The sequence below is a fragment of the Desulfuromonas sp. KJ2020 genome (assembly GCF_024197615.1).
Lineage (GTDB): Bacteria > Desulfobacterota > Desulfuromonadia > Desulfuromonadales > SZUA-540 > SZUA-540.
This window is the reverse complement of sequence record NZ_JAKUKE010000003.1, coordinates 825,053-845,783: the sequence shown is the minus strand read 5'-3', so window position 1 is coordinate 845,783 and position 20,731 is coordinate 825,053. Positions and strand designations below refer to the sequence as shown.

The window sequence follows — 20,731 nt, the reverse complement described above, 5'->3', positions numbered from 1 at the left end:
CATGGAACCTCAACAGATCGAATTAATAACCGCTATTCTCATTGGCATAGGCCTGAGTGCAGCCAGCGGATTCAGGGTTTTTGTGCCCCTGCTTGGCGTCAGTATTGCCGCACATTTCGGTCTGTTGTCTTTGTCCCCCCAGTTTACCTGGCTCGGCAGCGAATCCGCACTGGTAGCGCTGGCCTTTGCCACCGTGCTTGAAGTTGCGGCCTATACGATTCCCTTTATCGACAATCTGGTCGATTCCATCACGACCCCGGCCGCTGTCATCGCGGGGACACTGCTGATGGCATCCTTGCTCGGTGATGTCTCACCATTTCTTCAGTGGTCGCTCGCCATTATTGCCGGAGGGGGCACGGCAGGGTTAGTGCAGATGAGCAGCGTCATGGTGCGCGGTGGGTCAAGTCTCATCACCGGCGGACTCGGTAATCTCCTCATTGGTGGATTGGAATTGGTTGGGTCCATACTCATGACCGTTCTGGCCCTGATGGCCCCGGTTATTGCCGTGACAGGCCTGTTGATCTCCTTGCTTCTTGCTTTTCGATTTTTTTACAGAAAACGATCAACACGATACTAGGGTGAGCCGGTTTGTTTTTATTCCAGACTACTGTTTCTATTTTTATGTTTACATAATATATCTTATCCGACGTTACCTTTAATCCGCTTGGCGAGGGGTGCTCATGCTGACCCCCGGCCAAAGGAAAACGGAACAATGTCGGCAGCGATCTGAACAGCTCCTTTTCTACGTCGACAGTCTGACCAACTCTGAACGTTCCCTCCTGGCCGCTCGCTACATTCGCAAGGTTCCTGAAAAGTACCGCCGGTATCTTCTCCGACACCTGACCATTTCCCAGCTTGCACTCTGCGAGGTCTTCTCTATTGAGGTTCGCGGATGGTGATGAAGCCTGAGCGTTCCCATCTGTTCCCCTCCCCAGGGACTTAACATGGTGCAGTCGGGAGCATCGGCGAGGTATCCGCAGCCGAGCGACAGGCGACGCCCTGGACGGTCGACGGGATCCGCGACAGAGTGAAGCCGTTAGGCGAAACGGCACCGCTTGTTATAGGGGCCATAAGTGAACGCTATTTGGAAATTGACACAAAAAAGGAAACGCTCATTCTATCTAGAGGTGCCCTCCTCCTGAAACACATCCAACAAGATATTCTCCCCTTGGCCGATAGATTGTGTTAGTTTTCGACCTGAAAGTGTAGTGACCACCTAAGGTCAGGCCTTAGCGTGAATAATTCAGACGGGAGCAATTTATGATTTTCGATTTCTATGTCTCAAACATGCCTTTTGACGCCACCGAGGAGGATTTGCGTAAACTCTTTGAAGTCGCGGGCAAGGTGAAAGCTGTTAATCTGGTCATCGATCGCAAAACGGGCCTCTTTAAAGGGAGCGGTTTCGTCAAGATGATTGATGTCAAAGTCCGCGAGGTGGTTGAAACGCTGGATGGCGCCCTTCTCGGCAATCGACAGATTTCGGTGTCAGAGGCGCTACCCAAAAAGCCTGGCACTACAAATACGGGTGGAGGTCGTGAACGCTCTGCTCGCGAGAATCGTCCTGATCGGCGCAGGAACTAGCTGGAAACATTAAAAAAGGCGACCATGAGTCGCCTTTTTTAATGGATTCGCCTACTTATCTTTCGGACCCCGTTTCCCGGAGGGAACTTTTTTCCTCGTCGGACTGAAGGGCCGCGCCCCCTTCCCCTTCAATGGTGATTTTTTCCGGCGTCCCTCCCCTGGGCTTGTCCCCGGCTTGCCGGTATCGACGCGAAGCTGCAGCTGCTGTCCGCAAACCCACACATTCTGCAGCACCCGCATGGTTTCCTTCGAAAGATCTTCAGGTAAATCGACCAGGCTGAAAGTGTCGAACAGCTTGATCTGTCCGATATCACTGCTGCTGAGCTGGGCCTCGTTGCTGATGGCCCCGACAATATGACGTGGCTCCACCCCGTGGATACGCCCGACTTCGATGCGATATCGCGTCATGGTGCCTGGCGTCGTTCGGCCCCTTCGGTCGCCGTCGGCAGTTGTCATTGGAGAGGTCTCCAAGACATCCTCGACGGCAGACCCTTCGATCTGCAGGGGTTTATCTTTTTGAACCAGGTAAGCAAGGGTGGCCGCAATACGCCGCAGACCGACATCGTATTCATCCTGGTAGTTGTCGATCAGTTCCTCGAAAAATTCCAGATCCTGGGACTCCATCGCCTCGGCGATCATCTCCTTGAAAAGACCGATACGCCTGTCCGTGATATCCTTGCGGGTCGGCAGAGTCATTGGGGTGATGGGTTGTCGAGTAGCCTGTTCAATGGCATAGAGCATGCGGCGTTCACGAGGCGCGACAAAGAGAATAGCTTTCCCTTCCCTGCCCGCCCGACCCGTTCGACCAATGCGGTGAATATAGGCTTCTGTGTCATAGGGGATGTCGTAATTGACGACATGACTGATACGTTTGACATCCAGACCGCGGGCGGCCACATCCGTCGCAACCACAATATCAAGCGACCCATTCTTAAGGCGTTCGATCGTTTTCTCACGCATGGCCTGGGTCATGTCACCATTGAGAGGAGCGCTGGAGAATCCGCGTGCTTCAAGCTTTTCGGACAACTCGATTGTGGCAAGCTTGGTACGAACGAAGATGATCATCGCTTCGATCTCTTCCGCCTCCAGGATGCGGGTAAGCGCATCCAGTTTATGCAGGCCCTTGACCTGCCAGAAGCGCTGACTGATGGTCTCCACCGTCGACGTCTTGCTTTTGATGCGAATCTCTACGGGATTCTGTAGGTGACGGCGCGCCACCTGCAGCACTTCCCTGGGGATCGTGGCGGAAAAGAGGACGGTCTGCCGCTCGGCCGGGGTATGTTCAAGTATCTGTTCAACCTCTTCGATGAAACCCATTTTGAGCATTTCATCCGCTTCATCCACCACAACAGCCAGCAGGCGATCGAGCTTGAGGGTGCCGCGCCGAAGGTGATCCTGGATGCGGCCCGGCGTACCCACTACAGCATGGACTCCTCGCTGCAGTTGCCGAAGTTGCTGGCTCATATTTTGCCCGCCATATACGGGTAACACCTGGAATCCCTTGAGGTGTCTGGCATAGGTCTGCATCGCTTCGGCTACCTGCAGGGCCAGTTCCCGCGTTGGCGTCAACACGAGTATCTGGGGAATCTTTTTATCCAGATCAATGCGGCTCAAAAGGGGCAAGGAAAAGGCGGCAGTTTTGCCGGTGCCGGTCTGAGCCTGCCCAAGTAGATCCCTGCCCTCCAGTAGTGGGGGAATGCTTTGAGCCTGAATAGGTGACGGGGTTTCATAGCCCACCTCGTCGATAACCTTGAATATTGCGGGGTGAAGGTCTAGCTGGGCAAAGCTGATAACGTCGTTTTCGTTCATGGAAATCCTGTGTAATGGGTCTGTAAAAAAATCTTTGGGTGTGATCAGAGCGTTAAAAAAGTACCCTATTAAACTGTATAGCGCAATTCTAACCAGGTGTTAAAAAAAAAGGGAGTGACTGAGTCACTCCCTTTTCCTCGTTGGTCGGGGCGAGAGGATTTGAACCTCCGACCCCGTGCACCCCATGCACGTGCGCTACCAGGCTGCGCTACGCCCCGTCAATCAACGAGACCGGATTATGGTTTATTTGATATGGAATGTCAAGGGAAAATTATCAAAATAATCACCGACCATAGGCCTAAACTGACTGTCTTTTCAGGTGGTTACATAAGTCAGATTTTGCGGCGGTCAATTACGCGGTTGGCTTTTCCTTCGTGCCGCTGAATAGAGGAAGGCTCAACGAGCTTTACCTTGGCCCCGACTCCCAAACTGGAGGCCAGACGTTTTTCCACCATTTCAACAAAGGCCCGCTGTCTTTTCATCTCGTCAAAGAAAATACCTTCATTGACCTCGACATGCACCTCCAGGGTGTCCATGGTCCCTACCCTGTCAACGACCAGCTGATAATGCGGCTCACAGCCTTCGACCTGAAAGAGGATCTCCTCAATCTGGGTCGGGAAGACGTTGACGCCCTTGATAATGAGCATGTCATCGGAGCGCCCGGCAGTTTTCTGCATTCTGGCCAGGGTTCTGCCGCAGGCGCAGGGCTCGTAGATCAGGCGGGTAATATCGCGGGTACGGTAGCGGATCATCGGGAAGGCTTCTTTGGTGATGCTGGTCAACACCAGTTCTCCCATCTCTCCTTCCGGAAGAACTTCACCGGTTTCAGGATTAATAATTTCGGCAATGAAATGGTCTTCAAACAGATGCATGCCGCATTGGTGCTCGCATTCACCGGCAATACCCGGTCCCATGACCTCTGAGAGCCCGTAATTGTCTGTTGCCAGAATCCCCAGGCGCTTCTCGATCTCTTTGCGCATCTCCTCGCTCCAGGGTTCCCCGCCGAAGAGACCAAACTTGAGTGCCATGGACTCGGGTGAAATGCCCTGCTTCTCCATGCGATCAGCCAGGGTCAGTGCGTATGAGGGAGTACAGACCAGGGCCGTAGAGCGGTAGTCCTGCATGATCATGAGCTGTTTGTCTGTATTGCCGCTCGAAATGGGAATCACTGAAGCCCCAATGCGCTCAGCGCCATAATGAAGACCGAAGGCCCCCGTGAAGAGGCCATAGCCAAAAGCAATCTGCACAATGTCGTCGGCACTCACCCCGGCGGCCGTCATAAATCGGGCCACCAGCTCTGTCCAGGTATTGAGATCATTGCGGGTATATCCAACAACAGTGGGCTTTCCGGTTGTGCCCGAAGAGGAATGGATGCGAACCACCTGCCGCATGGGAACAGCAAACATGCCGTATGGATAGTTAAGGCGTAGGTCCTCTTTGGTTGTAAACGGGAGTTTGGACAGATCAGACAAACTGGAAATGCTTTCGGGGGTGAGCTTCAAGTTACTGAACTTGCTCTGATAGCAGGGAACGTGTTCGAAAACACGGCGAACCGTATTTTTCAGTCCTTCCAGTTGAAGCTCTTTTAAAGACCTTCGGTCAAGACATTCTTTTTCGGGGTTCCAGATGGGCATCAAAGACTCCAACCCTAAAGCCATTTCTAGTCTTTGGGTCTAATAAGCTAATATTAAACAGATTTTCTTACATCGAATAAATGCGTTCTCCCTGCAGAACATTTACGTTGTTCTGAGTCAGAACCTTGATAGCTTCTTCGGGATTGTCAAAACGGAAAATGATGACGGCATTTCCGCCACAGCGCTCAACGAAGGCATACATGTATTCGACATTGACGGTAGCACGGTCAAGAACCTGCAAAATCCCGTAAAGCCCCTTGGGACGATCGGGAACCTCAACGGCAACCACCTCCGTCTTATTGACCGTAAATCCCCGTTCTTTTAAGGTGTTTTTTGCCAGATCCGTTTTGTCGACGATCAGGCGCAGGATGCCGAAATCCGAAGTATCGGCCAAGGACAGGGCCCGAATATTGACACCGGCGTCACCCAGGGCTTCGGTGACCTCTGCCAAACGGCCAGACTTGTTTTCTATAAAAATTGAAATCTGCTCTACCTTCATCGATCTACCTCCCTTGCTAGCTGAAGCGGTCACTGATTCTCTTTGCGCCGATCGATAACCCGCTTGGCTTTTCCTTCGCTGCGAGCAATCGTTTTGGGTTCAACCAGGCGGACCTTACAGGTAATGCCAAGCAGATCCTTGATTTCATGACGAATCCGGTTCGATAGATCCTGAAGGACCTTGATTTCGTCCGAGAAGGTTTGTTCGTTGACCTCCACCTGGATCTCCAGGGTATCGAGGTTCTCTTCCCGTTCCACAATGAGCTGATAGTGGGGTTCAACCCCTTCTATACTGACCAGGACGCTTTCGATCTGAGATGGAAAGACGTTGACGCCACGGATAATCAGCATGTCATCCGACCGGCCACTCATACGGGCGATGCGTCTGTGAGTCCGGCCACAGATGCAGGGTTCGGCAATCAGTCGGGTGATGTCGCGCGTACGGTAGCGGATCATCGGGATCCCTTCTTTGGTGATGGTGGTAATGACCAACTCACCAAGTTCACCGTCCGGCAACACTTCACCGGTGTCGGGATTGATGATTTCGGGAATGAAGTGATCCTCCCAAATGTGCAGGCCATGCTGCGCTTCATGACATTCGATGGCCACCCCGGGACCGAGTATTTCGGACAGCCCGTAAATGTCAATCGCCTTGATATTGAGCTTGGCTTCGATCTCGCGGCGCATCTCTTCCGTCCAGGGTTCGGCTCCGAAGATCCCCACCCTGAGTTTGAGGTCCTGGATGTTGACGCCTTCTTCGGCCGCCGCTTCCGCCAGATAGAGGCTGTAGGAGGGGGTACAGGTCAGCACCGTCGAACCGAAATCCTGCATGATCATGATCTGCTTGCGGGTATTGCCCCCCGACATGGGGATGACAGAGGCCCCCAGCTTTTCGGCTCCATAGTGCGCACCTAGTCCGCCGGTAAAAAGGCCGTATCCATACGCATTGTGAATGACATCACCCCGATGAGCCCCGGCGGCCACAAAGGAGCGGGCCATCAGTTCGGCCCACATCTCGATATCCCGGCGCGTATAGCCCACCACCGTTGGTTTGCCTGTTGTGCCGGAGGAGGCGTGAATGCGAACGATCTCATCCAGCGGGACGGCAAAAAGACCATAGGGATAGTTGTCCCGCATATCGCTCTTGAGGGTAAAGGGCAATCGCCGCAGATCGTCCAGCGACTTGATGTCCTCCAGCGCAACCTTGGCCTTTTTGAAGCTGTCCCGATAAAAAGGAACCGTGGCACTGACCCGTTCAAGGGTCTGCCGGAGTCGCTTGAACTGAAGCGACTCGATCGCCTCTCGCGGGAGGGTTTCAAATTCATCATTCCATATCATCGTTCCCTGCCTTTCCCTCTACAACCTGCTGAACAATCTTTACTACTGCGCTGATCTCCCCAGCTCAAAAGCCTGGAGGTTTTCCTCGACGAAACGTTCGGGCACCAGCTTTCTGATCGCCTCTTTCCACATATCTTCCGGAATGTCCAGCGATTTGGACAAAGCTCCCAGCAAAACCGTGTTGACGGTGCGGGCATTGCCGGTTTCCAGGGCCAAAGTAAGACCCTGAATTATTTTTGACTGTGGGAAGGCGCTCATGATTTTTTCCGGGATATCCTTTGGGTACGATTCCTGCCCGAGCGCGACCGCCGGGGGCAGAATCTTCAGGTCGTTCACAATGGCTCGTCCCGTTTGGCGCAACAGGGGAAGATAGCGATAAGACTCCAGCAGCTCGAAGCCAAAAAGGATGTCGGCCTCCCCTTCCGGGATGATTTCCGAGTAGACTTTTTTGCCGAAACGGACATGACTGACCACGCTGCCACCTCGCTGGGCCATACCATGCACCTCGGCCTTCTTGACATCGTAGCCGGCCATCATCAGAACTTCGCTAAGCACTTCACTGGCGAGCAGGGTTCCCTGCCCTCCCACGCCGACAAGCAGAATATTCGTCACTTTATTTGTCATCACTCACTCCAAACGCTCCGAACTTGCACACCTGTTCACAGACCCCACACCCCACGCAGATCAGGGGGTCAACCTGGGCCTTGCCTTTTTCGCCCGCCGAATCATTCCAGATGATGGCCGGGCACCCCAGTTTCAGGCAGGCCTTGCAGGCGGTGCACTTATGGATATCGACGACCAGGGGCGGCTTGCGTTTGACCACATCCCGCTTCATAAGCATACAGGGGCGGCGGGTGATGATAACGGACGGCTCAGGCCTATCCATTTCTTCGCGGATCGTGGCACGGGTCAGGTCAAGGTCATAGGGATCGATCACCTTGACGTGCCGCACCCCGACAGACAGGCAAAGCTGCTCAAGATTGACTTCCGGAGCCGGTTCCCCCATCAGCGTATAGCCTGAAGAAGGGTTTTCCTGGCGCCCGGTCATGCCGGTAATGCGGTTGTCCAAAATGATGACGGTTCCCTGGGACCGGTTGTAGACCATGTCGATCAAACCGTTGATGCCGGTATGCAAAAAAGTGGAGTCGCCAATAACGGCCACGACTTTTTTGCGATCCTCGGGACTGAGGATCTTTCCCAATCCTGTCGCGTTGCCAATGCTTGCCCCCATGCAGACACAGGTGTCCATGGCGGACAACGGCGGCATGAAACCGAGTGTGTAGCACCCGATATCACCGCTCACAAAGGCTTTAAGCCGGTTAAGGGCGAGAAAGACGCCCCGATGAGGGCAGCCGGGACACATGTTGGGGGGACGGTTCGGCAATGGTTCGTTATGCTGAAAAGCGACCGCGGCATCCTCGCCGGTCAAACCCTTCTTTACCCGGCCGGGGGTCAATTCACCGCAAATAGGGAAGAGCTCTTTGCCCTTGACCTGGATGCCCATTGCCAGAATCTGTTCTTCCAGGAAAGGATCGAGTTCTTCGATGACGTAAAGGGTTTTGAAACGCGCCGCAAATTCGCGAATCAGGCGTTTGGGCAGCGGATAAACCAGGCCGAGCTTAAGGATGCTGGCCTCGGGCAGAACTTCCTTGGCGTACTGATAGGACACGCCGGAGGTGATGACCCCCACCTCCTTGGAGCCTTCCTCGATGCGGTTAAAGGGCTGTTCGCTGGCCCATTCCTCCATATCAATCAGGCGCTGCTCAATGATGGGGTGACGTCGTCTGGCGTTACCCGGCAACATGACGAATTTGGGTGGATCCTTGACCAGTCCAATCTCGGGTGTTTCAGAGACGGGTTCGCCCAATTCCACGATGGACTTGGAATGGGAGATGCGGGTGGTCGTGCGCAAAAACACGGGCGTGTCGAATTTTTCACTGACCTCAAAGGCAAGACGCGTGTAAGTGAGAGCTTCCTGGCTGTCGCTTGGCTCGAACATGGGGATTTTGGCAAATTTGGCGTAATTGCGGTTGTCCTGTTCATTCTGAGACGAGTGCATTTCAGGATCATCGGCGGTAACCAGGACAAGCCCGCCTCGAACCCCCGTATAAGTCAGGGTGAACAAGGGGTCGGCCGCTACATTCACCCCGACGTGCTTCATGGTGACCAGAGACCGGGCTCCACCAAAGCAGGCGCCAATGCCCACTTCAAGGGCCACCTTTTCATTGGGAGCCCAAGAGGCATCAATGCCTTGGTATTGAACAATGTTTTCGAGAATTTCCGTACTCGGTGTGCCCGGATAAGCCGAGGCCACCTTGACCCCGGCTTCAAACGCGCCACGGGCGATTGCTTCATTTCCTGACAGAATGGCTTTTTCCATGAGGATCCTTGTTGTTTTTGAGATTAGATTCGATATGGGACTTGGATTAGAAGATGCGAAAACAGCTTGAAACTATAAATGAACAGCGGAAGAATTGTCAATTTATTCAGACCATGCACCTGTCGTTAAGATCGAGGATAATCCCTTCGAGCAGACCGGCGTCGCTTACCACCAGCGAGTTTTTCTGAAACAGGGGCATGAGGGAAAGAACGACTCGCAAGCCAGGGACAATCAAATCCCCCCTCCCCTCCTCCATTCCGGGGATTTTTTCGCGTTCCGCGAGCTGGAGTTTTGCCAGCACTTGTAGCATCTGCTCTAATTTGTCATAGGACAGGATGTGGTTGTTGACTTTTTCACGGTCATACTGCCTCAATTCAAGATCGATGGCAGCCAAGGTCGTCACAGTCCCCGCCGTGCCAACCAAAAGAACCTCGGGCTCAAGAATCTCGGCAAAAAATCCTCCATCTTGCAGGTCTTGCTCAACGGTTGCCAATATCCGGGTGAGGATGTCGTCCTGCTTTTCAGGATCTTGGCCGCTTTCACTCAACCGCACCACGCCCAGGGGATAGCTGGCCTGGAATTTAATCTTCCCGTTTTGCCATAAAATAAATTCGGTGCTGCCCCCACCGATATCAAAAATCAGGCACTTATCAGGGAGGGGATGGATTGCGGAAAGAACACCCAGACAGCTGAGGCGTGCTTCCGTCGGACCGTCAATGATTTCAAGGTGAAATCCGGCGGTACGGCTGACTTCCTGAACGAAATCTCGACCATTGCACGCTTTACGGAGAGCCTCTGTGCCAACGGCACGAGGATTTTCAATCCCGTATCGCAGGAGAATCGCTCTGATTTCCAGCAGCGCCGTGAGCGTTCTCGCCATCGCAGCTGGGGCAAGCCCGGTGTCCTCTGCAAAACCGCCGGCCAGTCGGGTGATTTTACGAAAGTAACAAACAGGCTCAATAGTCCCCTGACCTACTGAAGCGATCAGCAGCCGAACCGTGTTGCTGCCGATATCGATGGCGGCGGTCAGATCACTTCTGGCCAATGATGGCTCTGGTAACATTGAATGTGTGGTCACCGATTTTTTCAAAGTTATGAAGCATGTCGACAAAGATAAGGCCAGGATCTACGGCACATTCGCTCGTATTGAGGCGCGCAATGTGGTTGTTCCGGAAAGTTTCTTCGAGCTGGTCGATTTCTTCTTCCATAAAAGAAGCTTTCTCTTGGATGGTTTTATCCTGACGCTCCAGCGCCTGCACGGTAAAGGAAAGAAAATCTTTGCTCTTTTCACCGATCTCCTGAATTTCGGCGTTGGCAATCTCAGAAAAGGTCACCTTCTCCCCTTTCCGTCGCAAACCCAGTCGCCACAGATTTTCACAATGGTCTCCCACCCTTTCCAGATCATTGACCATATGCATCAGCGAGGCAATGTCTTTAGAGCTGTCCTGAGAGATCGACTGTTGTGACAGGGCGACCAGAAAATCTGTGATTTCCCGTTGCAGCAGATCGACGGCCTCTTCCTTTTTTTCAAGGGCCGGGATGCTCTTGTCGTTATTGTCGGCTAAAAACTCAATGGTCCCTTCCAGCATTTCCAGAGTCATCTGGGCCATGCGCCTGGTTTCGGCCCGGGCTTGACCGAGCGCGATGGGCGGCGTATTCAGAACCCGACTATCTATGTATTTGAGATGATATTCCATCTCGACGTCCTTCCCTCTAATCAGCAAAGTTGACAGTTTAGCCAGGATACCGATCATGGGAAGAAAAATCAGGGTATTGATGATATTGAACAAGGTATGGGTGTTGGCAATATGCCTGGCAATGAAGGGTTTATCACCCACCGAACCACCGAAACTGGCGGCCTGATTTTGCGTTTCGATCACAAAGTCGGCAGCACCCGGGGTAATCATGTCCACCAGGTTCATAAAAATCGGCAAAAACGCCACCATGTAGGCAACGCCGATCAGGTTGAATAAAAAGTGGGCCAGAGCGGTACGTCGGGCAGCGAGATTGGTGCCGATAGCAGCCAGATTGGCGGTGATGGTGGTGCCGATGTTTTCGCCCAGAATCAACACTACACTGGCCTCAAAAGAGATGATGCCGCTCGTCGCGAGAGCGAGGGTGATCCCCAAAGTGGCCGTGCTGCTTTGAACAATGATCGTCAGCACCGCCCCGATAAACACACCCAGCAGATAGTGATCCCCTACCAAAAGGAACATGTCGCGGAATTCGACGCTGGTCTTGACGGGCTCAAAAGCTTCTTTCATGGTGGCCAGACCGAAAAAGAGGATGCCGAAGCCAAGGAGAATCTCGCCGGCATAAACCCACTTCCTGTTTCGCGAAAAAAGCTTAAGAGCCGTTCCGGCACCAATGGCCGGCAGGGCATAGGCAGTAATTTTGAAAGCGATCAACTGAGCGGTGATGGTGGTGCCGATATTGGCACCGAGAACAACGCCGATGGCCTGATAAAGAGACATCAGACCAGCGTTGACAAATCCCACCACCATGACGGTAGTGGCACTGGAGGATTGGATGATAGCCGTAACGGAAAGCCCCACCAGGGTGCTGATAAAACGGTTCGCGGTCAGGGCGGAAAGAATTTTCCGCATTTTGTCGCCGGCCACCTTCTGCAACCCCTCGGACATGATTTTCATGCCGAAGAGAAAGAGACCCAGCCCCCCAAACAGACCAAAAATCAGCGTCTGATTAAGCAGAATATCCAGCATCAAAAACTCTCCTGTAGGGATCCAGAAATAACAATTAGGAAAAAACGGGCTGACTATACCTGATAGGCACCGCTTTTTCAATGCAAAAGTCCCTGCCAATACGGGAAAATGTCTGATGTTTCAATAACTTATTTCAGAATTGTGGGGGAATTTTATTCGAAGGTAAAGTACGGAGAATGAGCCCCCTTCTCAAAAAAAGGAGCGGTGGAAGGTACAAAAAAGCCGGGTATAAAAACCCGGCTTGGGAGAAGAAGATCAACTATTTGTCAACGCGTTCGCGCAACTCCTTGCCCACCTTGAAAAAGGGGAGTCGCTTGGGTTTGACCTGAATGATCTCCCCCGTCTTAGGATTGCGCCCGGTATAGGCCTTGTAGTCTTTGACAACGAAGCTACCAAACCCGCGAATCTCGATTCTCCCTCCATCGGCCAATTCCTGCGCCATAGAGTCGAAGATGATATTGACAATCTCTTCTGATTTTTTATAGGTGAGATTTTTTTCACCGGCCAGTGCTTCCACCAATTCCGACTTGTTCATGTGGCCTCCCCGGATAACAATACCTGCCAGCCGAAACCGACAGTCACGTGGTTGGTTTATCCTGAAAAAACAGACATGTCGTACGTGGATTCATCGTGGCGGCCTGTTTCTACCGTCCATCTGTGCAAAATATACTTGATGGTGATTCCTTGTCAACCAAGGAGGTAGAATTTTCAACTACTTCTCGGAATTTTACCTTCCGCCTTCAAGATACTGTTGTCCTTTTTGGGCAAGCTGGGGATCAAGATCTCCAGACTGAAGAAGGTTTTTTATAATGTCCTCCCCTTCCCTTTTCCATCCCTTGGCCAGATAGGCCTCAGCCATGCGGAAGGGCCACTTCAGATTTTGAGGTTCGTGCGCGGAAGCCTTTTTGAAAGATTCCAGCGCCTTATCTATGTTTTTCTGGTGCCGTAGCCAAAATTCAGCCAAGGGGATGTTAACCCCGCCACAACCACCCCCCTGAAGTTTACCCAGAAGAGCTTCAGCCTCTGCCAGCCTGTCGCGGCCTTCCAGCAGTGAAGCCGTCAGAAAAATGACTTCAGGATCCTTCGAGCCGGTCCGAACTGCCTGGGTACCGTGTTCCAAGGCTTTGTCCGTGTCTTGTTTGATGGCATTGAGGACGGCCAACTGACCATGACAAAAAGCAGGTTCATACCCCTTTTCCAGCAGATCCTGCAGTCGGGTCTCTGCCAGGGTCCCCTGCTTGGTAGATTTTTCAAGATGAATCAGGGTTTCAAGGACTATCAGGCTTTCAGGCTCAAGTTCATGACATCGCCGCAGATCCGCAAGGGCCTTGTCTGTCTTGCCCAGCCGTCCGTAAGTAGATCCCCTTTCAAAAAAGAAAATGGCATTTTGGGTATCAACCGGGACCTGCTCAAAAAAAGTCAGGGCGGTATCGCTGTCGCCGCGATGGGAAAAAAGAAACCCTTCAAAGAAGGCAGGGGGCAGATCGACATATTTTTCCGCCCACTCCATGGGGTAGCCGGCCAGAACAAGCTCAAACTCCTCCTCGGGTGGCAAATCGCTCTCATCCAGGGGGCCGGCAGTGCCCCCCGGAGGACAGCAACTGCCAGCGCAGTTGTCCGAGTGCCCAGCGGGCGAATATTTTGTTGTCGAGGTTTTGGTGCGCGTGGAATGCAGATTCTCCTCAATCTTTTCGCGCAACGAATCGCTTTTGGCCTGGGTGGAGGCCAACACGAAGTGGTCGGCCGCCCGGTCCCTGTCGCCGGCGCGCAAAAAAGCTTCTCCTTCTTCAAGGTTGATACGGGCGAGGGCATCACCGGCGGCGGTCAAAATCCCCTCTACCTCCTGACGAATGGCAGGTTCGAGTTCTTCCATTGCCAGAGTTTGCGACCGGGACAACACTTCGGCGTATTGTTTTTGCTCAAAGGCTTTTTTTAGGGCGTCGACAGGATCGGATTTGAACAGTCTGGAGAAGAAACTCATGAGGGAAAACCTGTTTGCAAAAAGATTCAGATCGTTGTGAAGGGCGAGAGGGTCCAGATGACCTTGGCATCATTTTCGCCGATATTATCCCATCGATGAGGCAAATGCGACTTAAAAGAAAGGCTGTCCCCGGTGTGCAAGGTATATTTGTCCCCGGCGATGTCAACCAGCAAGCTCCCCTCCAGCACATAAATGAGTTCATCTCCAGGGTGGTACATATTCTTGCGACCGCTTGTTCCCCCCTTCTTTACCGTACAGAAAAAGGATGAAAACTGGGGATCGCGCAATCCTGAGGTAAAAGATTCGGTATGCATGTTGAACTCATCGTCGTAGACGGTCTTGTCTCTTTTGCCGGGTGATGAAAAAACCACCTCATGCGTGGTGGTGACCTCTTCGACGAAATAATTGATGCTTTTATTGAAAACGCCAGCAAGCTTCATCAGGATTTCGACGGAGGGAATCGTCAGGCCGCGTTCGATGCGGGAAATCATGTTGGAGGAAACGGTGGACCTGTCGGCCAGTTCCTGTATAGTCAGGTCATTTTTTAAGCGGATTGCCTTGAGTTTTTTACCGACAATTTTTTTTATTTTCATGAAGACCTCATCAGGTGGTCACATCTTCAATATAAAAACGTTCTATTTTCGAGATGAAAAGGTGAACTACTCGACCTGTGGTGCAGGTGAAACCACCCACAGGACCAGGGTAGTCCCTTGGTGGAGATTGCGCCATCGATGGGGCAGAGAGGCCTTGAATACCAGGGAATCTCCTTCCTTCAGCACGTAGCGGTCCCCGTCGATAACAAATTCAAGCGATCCTTCAATGACTTGGGCGAATTCTTCTCCGGTATGAACCATCCCACCTTCACCACTGCTGCATCCCGCTTCAATTGTGTCATAAAAAACAGTAAAACTTGGATCACGGATACCTTGCGTAAGACTGGTAATCTGGTGTTTGTCTTCAAAAAAGAAAATCGGCTCTCCGCTTCCCTTGGGAGTAAAGACCAGGGTCGATCCTTTTTCCGCTTCCTCGACAAAATAGCTGATACTCATCCCAAAAGCATTGGCGAGTTTCATAAGAATCTCGACGGAGGGTATGGTGAGACCTCTCTCAATCCTCGAGATCATGTTGGACGAAACCCGTGACCTGTCAGCCAGGTCCTGAATCGTCATATCATTTTTCAATCGGGTATCTTTGAGCTTTTTTCCGATGAGTTTTTTGACCATGCCTCCCCCTGAAACAATAAAAAATGAAATGATGTTCTACACCATTGGAGTTGCACTGTCAATACGATATGAGACTGGATCGAACAGAAATGGTAATTTCAATAAAACGTCAACCTGCCTGTGGTGCATGGTTGACAAATAGTTTGCAAATCGAGTATGCAGGGAGGTGTTCTGAAAGACATCCAAAGAAAGGCATACGCCATGTTAAAAAGGCCCCTGGACATAACCGAGAAGGTTCTTTCCGGCGAAAGACTGACCAAGGACGAAGCTCTGACCATCCTCAAGGCCGAAAATGCTGAGCTGAGCTACTTTTTTGCCGGCGCGCAACGCATCAGAGAGAAGTTTCATGCGGCCAAAGTCTCCCTGTGTGCCATTATTAACGCCAAGTCAGGCATTTGCCCGGAAAACTGTGCTTTTTGTGCTCAATCGTCCCACTACCAGACCGATGCGCCGGTTTTTCCTCTTAAAACCGTAGAGGAAATTTTTTCAGGAGCCCGATCTGCCCAACAAGCGGGTGCCCATTGCTACGGCATTGTGACCAGCGGCACCTCCATAAGTACCGAGGATGAACTCAATACGGTTTTGCAAGCGATTCGCCAAATCCGTCGAGAGCTGTCGGTAGAACCATCGGCCTCCCTGGGCCTGCTTGACGATGCCTCCGCGCAGGCGCTAGCTGCAGCCGGCTGTGTGACTTACCACCACAACCTGGAGACCGCCCCCTCCTTTTTCCCAAACATCTGCTCGACGCATCCCTACGAACTGGACTTGAATACGGTTCGCCTGGCCAAGGCCGCCGGGATGCGCGTGTGCAGCGGTGGCATCCTGGGCTTGGGCGAATCTCTGGAGCAGCGCATCGAGCTCGCTGAAACCCTCCGGGATTTGGAGGTGGATTCTGTTCCTCTCAACTTCCTTACCCCGGTCGAGGGAACACCGCTGGAGAACTGCCCGCCGATCTCTCCCATGGACTGCCTGCGAGCCATTGCCATGTTTCGCTTTATTTTGCCGGATCGAAGTATTAGAGTGTGCGGTGGTCGTGAACAGAACCTGCGCGACCTGCAATCGATGATTTTCATGGCCGGAGCAAACGGTATGATGGTCGGCAACTATCTTACCGTGCATGGCCGGAATCTGGAGGAAGACAGGCAGATGATTATTGACGCAGAGGTGGCAGTCCATGAACTCTGAGGCGGGTGTTTTTGTAACAGGTACCGATACGGGTGTAGGCAAAACGATGGTTACGGCGGCCCTTGCCCTTTATCTGCGGGGTCGTGGGGTCAATGTCGGTGTCATGAAGCCCGTGGAAACCGGCGTGGCCGACACCACCCGCCTGGGTGAAGATGGCGAACTCCTGCAATGGGCGGCGGCCTCCACCGATGAACCCGACCTGATCACCCCTTATCGTTTCAAAGCCCCGCTGGCTCCTTCGGTGGCGGCAAAAAAGGAAGATCGCGCCATCGACGTTTCCGTCATCCTGGCTGCGGCCGAAAACCTCCGGCAACGGTATGACTTCCTTCTGATCGAAGGGGCCGGGGGCCTCATGGTTCCCTTGGCCGGTGGTCTTCTGCTGGCTGATCTCGCCAGACAATTGGGCTATTCTCTCGTCGTTGTAGCCCGTCCCGACCTGGGAACGGTCAACCACACCCTGCTGACGACTTTTGCCGCACAGGGGATGTCCATTCCCTGTGCCGGCTTCATGATCAACAACATGCCGGAAGCCCCCGACGAGGCCTGCGCCTCCGCTCCCAAGACACTGGTAACCCTGGCTTCCGCCGATCTGCTGGGGGTTCTTTCGCACCATCGCGGCAGCCGGCGCGACGTTGTGTCGGCCCTGGCCGACGAAATTGCCGGGCTGAACACCCTCCCCTGGATGCTGATGAATTTCGGCCTTCGCCACCTGATTGCAAACAAGGGATAGATTGGTGATGGATACCCAGACTCTCCTCCAACTGGACAGGGACCATGTCTGGCACCCCTGCACCCAGCAAAAGGACCATGAAAAACTGCCGCCGATTGCTATTGAGCGCGCCGAGGGGGTCTATCTCATAGACAAATCCGGCCACCGCTACATCGATGCCGTATCATCCTGGTGGGTCAATCTCTTCGGTCACAACCACCCGCGCCTCAATAATGCCCTGAAGACCCAGATCGACAAAGTCTCTCATCATATTTTTGCCGGCTTCACCCATGAACCCGCGGTGGAACTTGCCAGCAGGCTTTGCCGTCTGGCTCCGGCGGGTCTGAACCGGGTGTTTTTTACGGACAACGGTTCTTCGGCCGTGGAAGCGGCCCTGAAGATGAGCTTTCAGTATTGGCAGCAGACGCAGCGACCGCAGAAAACCAAATTCGTCTCCCTGACGGACGCCTATCATGGTGAAACAGTGGGAGCGTTATCGGTGAGCGGCTGCAGCCTCTACAAGGACATCTATCGCCCTATCCTGCTGGAGGGATTTCAGGTGCAGGGCCCTGACTGCTTTCGCTGTCCCTACGGACTGCAGCGGGAATCCTGCCCGGCGCCCTGCTTTGAGGCTCTGGGAAAATTAGTGGCAGACCAGCATCAAGAAATAGCCGGCATCATTGTCGAGCCTCTTCTGCAGGCAGCTGCCGGCATGCGCATCTATCCGCCAAGCTACCTGCGCCAATTGCGCGAACTCTGCGACCGGTTTGAGGTTCACTACATCGCTGACGAAATCGCCACCGGTTTTGGTCGGACGGGCAAAATGTTCGCCAATGATCATGCCGGAGTTTCTCCCGATCTCCTGTGTCTTTCCAAGGGCATCACGGGGGGCACCATGCCTCTGGCCGTGGTCCTTGCCACGGACCGGATGTACGACGCCTTCTATGGGGATTACGTCGACCTCAAGGCGTTTCTCCATTCCCACTCCTATACGGGCAACCCCCTGGCCTGCGCCGTGGCTGTGGAAGTTCTCCATATTTTCGAGCAGGAGAACATTCTGGACTCCCTTGCCCCTAAAACAGCCCTGCTAGCCGACAGCCAGTCGCGCTTTGAGGCTTTGCCCCATGTCGGCGAGGTCCGGCAGTTGGGTATGGTCTGGGCTGCTGAAATGGTCCAGAAGAAAGCCGGTAAAATACCTTACCCCTGGCAGGAAAGAAGGGGGCTGGAAGTATACAAATGCGCCCTTGAGCGAGGCGTAGTTCTTCGGCCATTGGGAAACGTCATTTACTGCATGCCGCCTTTGACCACCACGGAAAACGAACTGCGAGAGATTCTCGACGTGGCCTACGAGGCGATTGCAGAGGTAACACGTTCGTAATACGAAAACAGCCTGGCATCCTCGAATAAAAGGACTGCCAGGCTGTTTTTTCATGCGATCAGAAGCCCCTCCGGACTTTATTTTCTGGACGCCTGTACCTGACGGCCTCCTTTGCGTATGTCCGCGAGAATTGCTATGGCCTCGCGGGTGTAGGGATCTTCCTTGAGGTCATCAATCCACTGCTGGTGTTTTTCCTCTTTACTCAACTCTTCCGCCTTTTGGTCGTCTTTTTTATCAGCCAAACTGTGGGGCGCTCCCCCCTCGGCTTCAAGGCGGGCTTTGCTCTCCTGCCACTCTTTGTGAACGGATTTCAGGTCAATTGCCTGCAGCGTCTTGTCCCGTCGCGCCAAGGCGGCTTCATTCTGCTCGATGATCTTGGCAAAGTCCTCGTCCCGACCGATGCGCTTTTCACTGGCCAGGCGCAGGTCATTGAGGGCGCCTAGAGGCTCGCTCCAGGGGCGAAAAGCCGTTTCCGCTACCGTATCCCAGGGAAGGGAGTGATCCAGGTATTGCTCCCCCGTTTTCAGATGTTCGAGATTGTCGGGCAGGACAATGTCGGGAACGATACCACGATATTGGGTGGATTCCCCCGTGATGCGGTAGAACTTCTGGGTGGTGACCTTTAAGGCGCCCAGGGGCAGGTATTTACCCATATTAAGGAAGGGAACCCGCTGGTTCAGGTCGATCATGGCTTGCACCGTTCCTTTGCCATGAGTATGCTCCCCGCCGACAACGATAGCGCGGCCGTAATCCTGCAAAGCGCCGGCAACGATTTCGGAAGCTGACGCACTGAAGCGATTGACCAGCACGATCAGGGGACCTTTGTAGCCGATAAAAGGATCGCGGTCCTCGAGGGTTTCCATGCGACCGTCACTGCTCTTGATCAGGACGACAGGACCGGTTTCGATAAAGAGGCCGGTAATGGAAACGGCATCCATCAGCGAACCGCCGCCGTTATTGCGCAGATCGAGAATCAGCCCGTCTATACCCTCTTTTTTGAAGGTTTCCAGTTCGGCCAGCACGTCATCGGTAGAGTTGCGACCTTTTTTGCCGTTCTGCGTGGCGGCAAAGTCCCGGTAAAAAGAAGGAATTTTGATGTAGCCGTAAGAGAGGCTCTTTTGCGGCCCGGAAAGTACTGCCGACTTGACGAAGGATTCCTCAATCTGGACCACATCGCGCACAATGGGGATAATCATCTGCGAACCGTCGCTCTTTTTGACGGTGAGGCGCACTTCAGACCCCTTTTTGCCGCGAATCAGCGCCACGGCATCCCGAATGCGCGTGTCGGTCACATCGACGGGCTCACCGGAACCCTCCCCTACTTTCAGAATGACATCTTCCGCTTGCAACTGGCCCTGTTTGGCGGCGGCGCTGCCGGGTATGATGCTGACAACCTTGATATAGCCGTCTTCTTCCCTGAGCAGGGCCCCGATGCCCTCCAGCGAACCGCGCATGCTGATATCGAAATCTTCCTTCTCGGTAGGCGGCATATAATTGGTATGGGGGTCGAACGCCCGGGCCACCGTGTTGAAATAGCGGTCAAAATGATCCCGCAGGGTTTCCTGCTGCATGCGTTCCAGAAAGTCTTTCTGACTTTTAAGGACTTTTTCGCGGGCCTCCTGAAAGAGGGCATCCTCAGAAAGTTCAGCCTGACTTTGGTCCGCCGTTGCCTTCTCTCGATCCTCACGGAGATTGAGATACCGAACGATCACTTGATATTTAAGGTTTTTGCGCCACCGCTGGTGAAGTTCGTCCAGAGTGGAGCAGTAGTCCAGCTTTTCCGGATCGGTTTCAAGGTTCTCCGGTTTGTCATAGTCAAGGTCCTGGGACAGGATGCCCTCGACCATTTTGGAAACCTGTTCCACCCGTTCTCGCAGGATAGATGAAGCCACAGCAGGCAAGGTGATCTTGCCGAGGTTCATTTCGTCATCGATAGAAGTTCGAAAAGCCTCCAACTTCGCGACATCCTTCTTCAGCAGAAAACGCTTCTGAAAATCGAGCTGCTTCAGGTAGAGATCGTATGCCGCGCTGGACAGTTCGTCGTCCATCTGCTTGTGGCTGAAATGGGCCATGATAAGCTGGTGCCGCAAAATATAGCTGAGCAGTTTTGCCCTGCCCGCCTCTTCAGAGTCGGTGACCTGAGGAACATTCAGAGCGCCAGAAAAACTGGTCAAAAGCAAAAACAACAGCACGACCAGACCGGTTTTCCAGGTCAGTCGCTTCAGATATTTAAGGTTGAACATGAAGTATGAGCTCCATCTGCTTGAAATGATGTAGTGTGTATTGTTGAAT

19 protein-coding genes and 1 tRNA gene are annotated in these 20,731 nt (G+C 53.1%); 6 read left to right on the top strand and 14 right to left on the bottom strand.

What is annotated here, in order from left to right:
- Positions 1-16 precede the first annotated feature (16 nt).
- The 3 genes from MJO47_RS12320 to MJO47_RS12310 all read left to right on the top strand — a co-directional run bounded on the left by MJO47_RS12320 (position 17) and on the right by MJO47_RS12310 (position 1,581).
- Positions 17-577 (top strand): DUF4126 domain-containing protein, encoded by a 561-nt coding sequence (locus MJO47_RS12320; protein ID WP_371926701.1) that lies wholly within the window; start codon positions 17-19, stop codon positions 575-577.
- A 103-nt stretch (positions 578-680) separates the two neighbouring features.
- On the top strand, positions 681-899 hold the full coding sequence (locus MJO47_RS12315) for a hypothetical protein (RefSeq protein WP_253961417.1): 219 nt from the start codon (positions 681-683) through the stop codon (positions 897-899).
- A gap of 361 nt (positions 900-1,260) precedes the next feature.
- Positions 1,261-1,581, top strand: a complete 321-nt coding sequence (locus MJO47_RS12310) for an RNA-binding protein (protein WP_253961416.1) — start codon at positions 1,261-1,263, stop codon at positions 1,579-1,581.
- Positions 1,582-1,632: 51 nt separating this feature from the next.
- Here the strand turns inward: MJO47_RS12310 and MJO47_RS12305 are convergent, their stop codons facing one another.
- The 13 genes from MJO47_RS12305 to MJO47_RS12245 all read right to left on the bottom strand — a co-directional run bounded on the left by MJO47_RS12305 (position 1,633) and on the right by MJO47_RS12245 (position 15,167).
- Positions 1,633-3,390, bottom strand: a complete 1,758-nt coding sequence (locus MJO47_RS12305; RefSeq protein WP_253961415.1) for a DEAD/DEAH box helicase — start codon at positions 3,388-3,390, stop codon at positions 1,633-1,635.
- 141 nt (positions 3,391-3,531) lie between these two features.
- Positions 3,532-3,608: transfer RNA gene (locus tag MJO47_RS12300), tRNA-Pro, on the bottom strand.
- 114 nt (positions 3,609-3,722) lie between these two features.
- Complete coding sequence (locus MJO47_RS12295; protein WP_253961414.1) at positions 3,723-5,024, bottom strand: phenylacetate--CoA ligase family protein; 1,302 nt, start codon at positions 5,022-5,024, stop codon at positions 3,723-3,725.
- 67 nt (positions 5,025-5,091) lie between these two features.
- Positions 5,092-5,523, bottom strand: a complete 432-nt coding sequence (locus tag MJO47_RS12290; RefSeq protein WP_253961413.1) for an ACT domain-containing protein — start codon at positions 5,521-5,523, stop codon at positions 5,092-5,094.
- Positions 5,524-5,552: 29 nt separating this feature from the next.
- Positions 5,553-6,860 (bottom strand): phenylacetate--CoA ligase family protein, encoded by a 1,308-nt coding sequence (locus MJO47_RS12285; RefSeq protein ID WP_253961412.1) that lies wholly within the window; start codon positions 6,858-6,860, stop codon positions 5,553-5,555.
- A 42-nt stretch (positions 6,861-6,902) separates the two neighbouring features.
- The gene (locus MJO47_RS12280) at positions 6,903-7,484 is read right to left on the bottom strand and encodes an indolepyruvate oxidoreductase subunit beta (RefSeq protein WP_253961411.1); all 582 of its coding nucleotides are present in this window, start codon (positions 7,482-7,484) and stop codon (positions 6,903-6,905) included.
- Entirely contained in the window at positions 7,474-9,240 is a 1,767-nt protein-coding gene (gene iorA / locus MJO47_RS12275; RefSeq protein ID WP_253961410.1) for an indolepyruvate ferredoxin oxidoreductase subunit alpha, read from the bottom strand. Before iorA ends, MJO47_RS12280 begins: the two co-directional genes overlap by 11 nt.
- A 106-nt stretch (positions 9,241-9,346) precedes the next feature.
- Complete coding sequence (locus tag MJO47_RS12270) at positions 9,347-10,285, bottom strand: Ppx/GppA phosphatase family protein (RefSeq protein WP_253961409.1); 939 nt, start codon at positions 10,283-10,285, stop codon at positions 9,347-9,349.
- Positions 10,272-11,963, bottom strand: coding sequence for a Na/Pi cotransporter family protein (locus MJO47_RS12265; protein ID WP_253961408.1), 1,692 nt, complete (start codon positions 11,961-11,963; stop codon positions 10,272-10,274). Before MJO47_RS12265 ends, MJO47_RS12270 begins: the two co-directional genes overlap by 14 nt.
- 259 nt (positions 11,964-12,222) lie before the next feature.
- Positions 12,223-12,498 (bottom strand): HU family DNA-binding protein, encoded by a 276-nt coding sequence (locus tag MJO47_RS12260; RefSeq protein WP_155876208.1) that lies wholly within the window; start codon positions 12,496-12,498, stop codon positions 12,223-12,225.
- Positions 12,499-12,690: 192 nt separating this feature from the next.
- Entirely contained in the window at positions 12,691-13,944 is a 1,254-nt protein-coding gene (locus MJO47_RS12255; protein WP_253961407.1) for a lipopolysaccharide assembly protein LapB, read from the bottom strand.
- Positions 13,945-13,970: 26 nt separating this feature from the next.
- Entirely contained in the window at positions 13,971-14,537 is a 567-nt protein-coding gene (locus MJO47_RS12250) for a helix-turn-helix domain-containing protein (RefSeq protein ID WP_253961406.1), read from the bottom strand.
- 66 nt (positions 14,538-14,603) lie between these two features.
- Positions 14,604-15,167, bottom strand: a complete 564-nt coding sequence (locus MJO47_RS12245) for a helix-turn-helix domain-containing protein (RefSeq protein ID WP_253961405.1) — start codon at positions 15,165-15,167, stop codon at positions 14,604-14,606.
- Positions 15,168-15,368: 201 nt separating this feature from the next.
- Between MJO47_RS12245 and bioB the strand changes: the two genes are divergently transcribed.
- The 3 genes from bioB to bioA are packed head-to-tail and all read left to right on the top strand — an operon-like array spanning position 15,369 to position 18,439.
- Positions 15,369-16,352: a biotin synthase BioB gene (gene bioB, locus MJO47_RS12240; protein WP_253961404.1), complete on the top strand. Its 984-nt coding sequence runs from the start codon at positions 15,369-15,371 to the stop codon at positions 16,350-16,352.
- Positions 16,342-17,082, top strand: coding sequence for a dethiobiotin synthase (bioD, locus tag MJO47_RS12235; RefSeq protein ID WP_253961403.1), 741 nt, complete (start codon positions 16,342-16,344; stop codon positions 17,080-17,082). The genes bioB and bioD overlap by 11 nt, the downstream gene beginning before the upstream one ends.
- Before the next feature lie 7 nt (positions 17,083-17,089).
- Positions 17,090-18,439, top strand: a complete 1,350-nt coding sequence (gene bioA, locus MJO47_RS12230) for an adenosylmethionine--8-amino-7-oxononanoate transaminase (RefSeq protein WP_253961402.1) — start codon at positions 17,090-17,092, stop codon at positions 18,437-18,439.
- Positions 18,440-18,516: 77 nt separating this feature from the next.
- On the opposite strand, the gene MJO47_RS12225 is transcribed toward bioA, so the two are convergent.
- Positions 18,517-20,682, bottom strand: coding sequence for a carboxy terminal-processing peptidase (locus MJO47_RS12225; protein ID WP_253961401.1), 2,166 nt, complete (start codon positions 20,680-20,682; stop codon positions 18,517-18,519).
- Positions 20,683-20,731: the final 49 nt, after the last annotated feature.

Excerpts from the sequence above, each read along its gene's own strand:
- MJO47_RS12305 (WP_253961415.1), bottom strand. The coding sequence starts at position 3,390 with ATGAACGAAAACGACGTTATCAGCTTTGCCCAGCTAGACCTTCACCCC.
- MJO47_RS12280 (WP_253961411.1), bottom strand. The coding sequence starts at position 7,484 with ATGACAAATAAAGTGACGAATATTCTGCTTGTCGGCGTGGGAGGGCAG.
- bioD (WP_253961403.1), top strand. The coding sequence starts at position 16,342 with ATGAACTCTGAGGCGGGTGTTTTTGTAACAGGTACCGATACGGGTGTA.
- MJO47_RS12245 (WP_253961405.1), bottom strand. The coding sequence starts at position 15,167 with ATGGTCAAAAAACTCATCGGAAAAAAGCTCAAAGATACCCGATTGAAA.
- MJO47_RS12255 (WP_253961407.1), bottom strand. The coding sequence starts at position 13,944 with ATGAGTTTCTTCTCCAGACTGTTCAAATCCGATCCTGTCGACGCCCTA.
- MJO47_RS12315 (WP_253961417.1), top strand. The coding sequence starts at position 681 with ATGCTGACCCCCGGCCAAAGGAAAACGGAACAATGTCGGCAGCGATCT.
- MJO47_RS12290 (WP_253961413.1), bottom strand. The coding sequence starts at position 5,523 with ATGAAGGTAGAGCAGATTTCAATTTTTATAGAAAACAAGTCTGGCCGT.
- MJO47_RS12260 (WP_155876208.1), bottom strand. The coding sequence starts at position 12,498 with ATGAACAAGTCGGAATTGGTGGAAGCACTGGCCGGTGAAAAAAATCTC.
- MJO47_RS12310 (WP_253961416.1), top strand. The coding sequence starts at position 1,261 with ATGATTTTCGATTTCTATGTCTCAAACATGCCTTTTGACGCCACCGAG.
- bioB (WP_253961404.1), top strand. The coding sequence starts at position 15,369 with ATGTTAAAAAGGCCCCTGGACATAACCGAGAAGGTTCTTTCCGGCGAA.
- MJO47_RS12250 (WP_253961406.1), bottom strand. The coding sequence starts at position 14,537 with ATGAAAATAAAAAAAATTGTCGGTAAAAAACTCAAGGCAATCCGCTTA.
- MJO47_RS12225 (WP_253961401.1), bottom strand. The coding sequence starts at position 20,682 with ATGTTCAACCTTAAATATCTGAAGCGACTGACCTGGAAAACCGGTCTG.
- bioA (WP_253961402.1), top strand. The coding sequence starts at position 17,090 with ATGGATACCCAGACTCTCCTCCAACTGGACAGGGACCATGTCTGGCAC.
- iorA (WP_253961410.1), bottom strand. The coding sequence starts at position 9,240 with ATGGAAAAAGCCATTCTGTCAGGAAATGAAGCAATCGCCCGTGGCGCG.
- MJO47_RS12295 (WP_253961414.1), bottom strand. The coding sequence starts at position 5,024 with ATGCCCATCTGGAACCCCGAAAAAGAATGTCTTGACCGAAGGTCTTTA.
- MJO47_RS12285 (WP_253961412.1), bottom strand. The coding sequence starts at position 6,860 with ATGATATGGAATGATGAATTTGAAACCCTCCCGCGAGAGGCGATCGAG.
- MJO47_RS12265 (WP_253961408.1), bottom strand. The coding sequence starts at position 11,963 with ATGCTGGATATTCTGCTTAATCAGACGCTGATTTTTGGTCTGTTTGGG.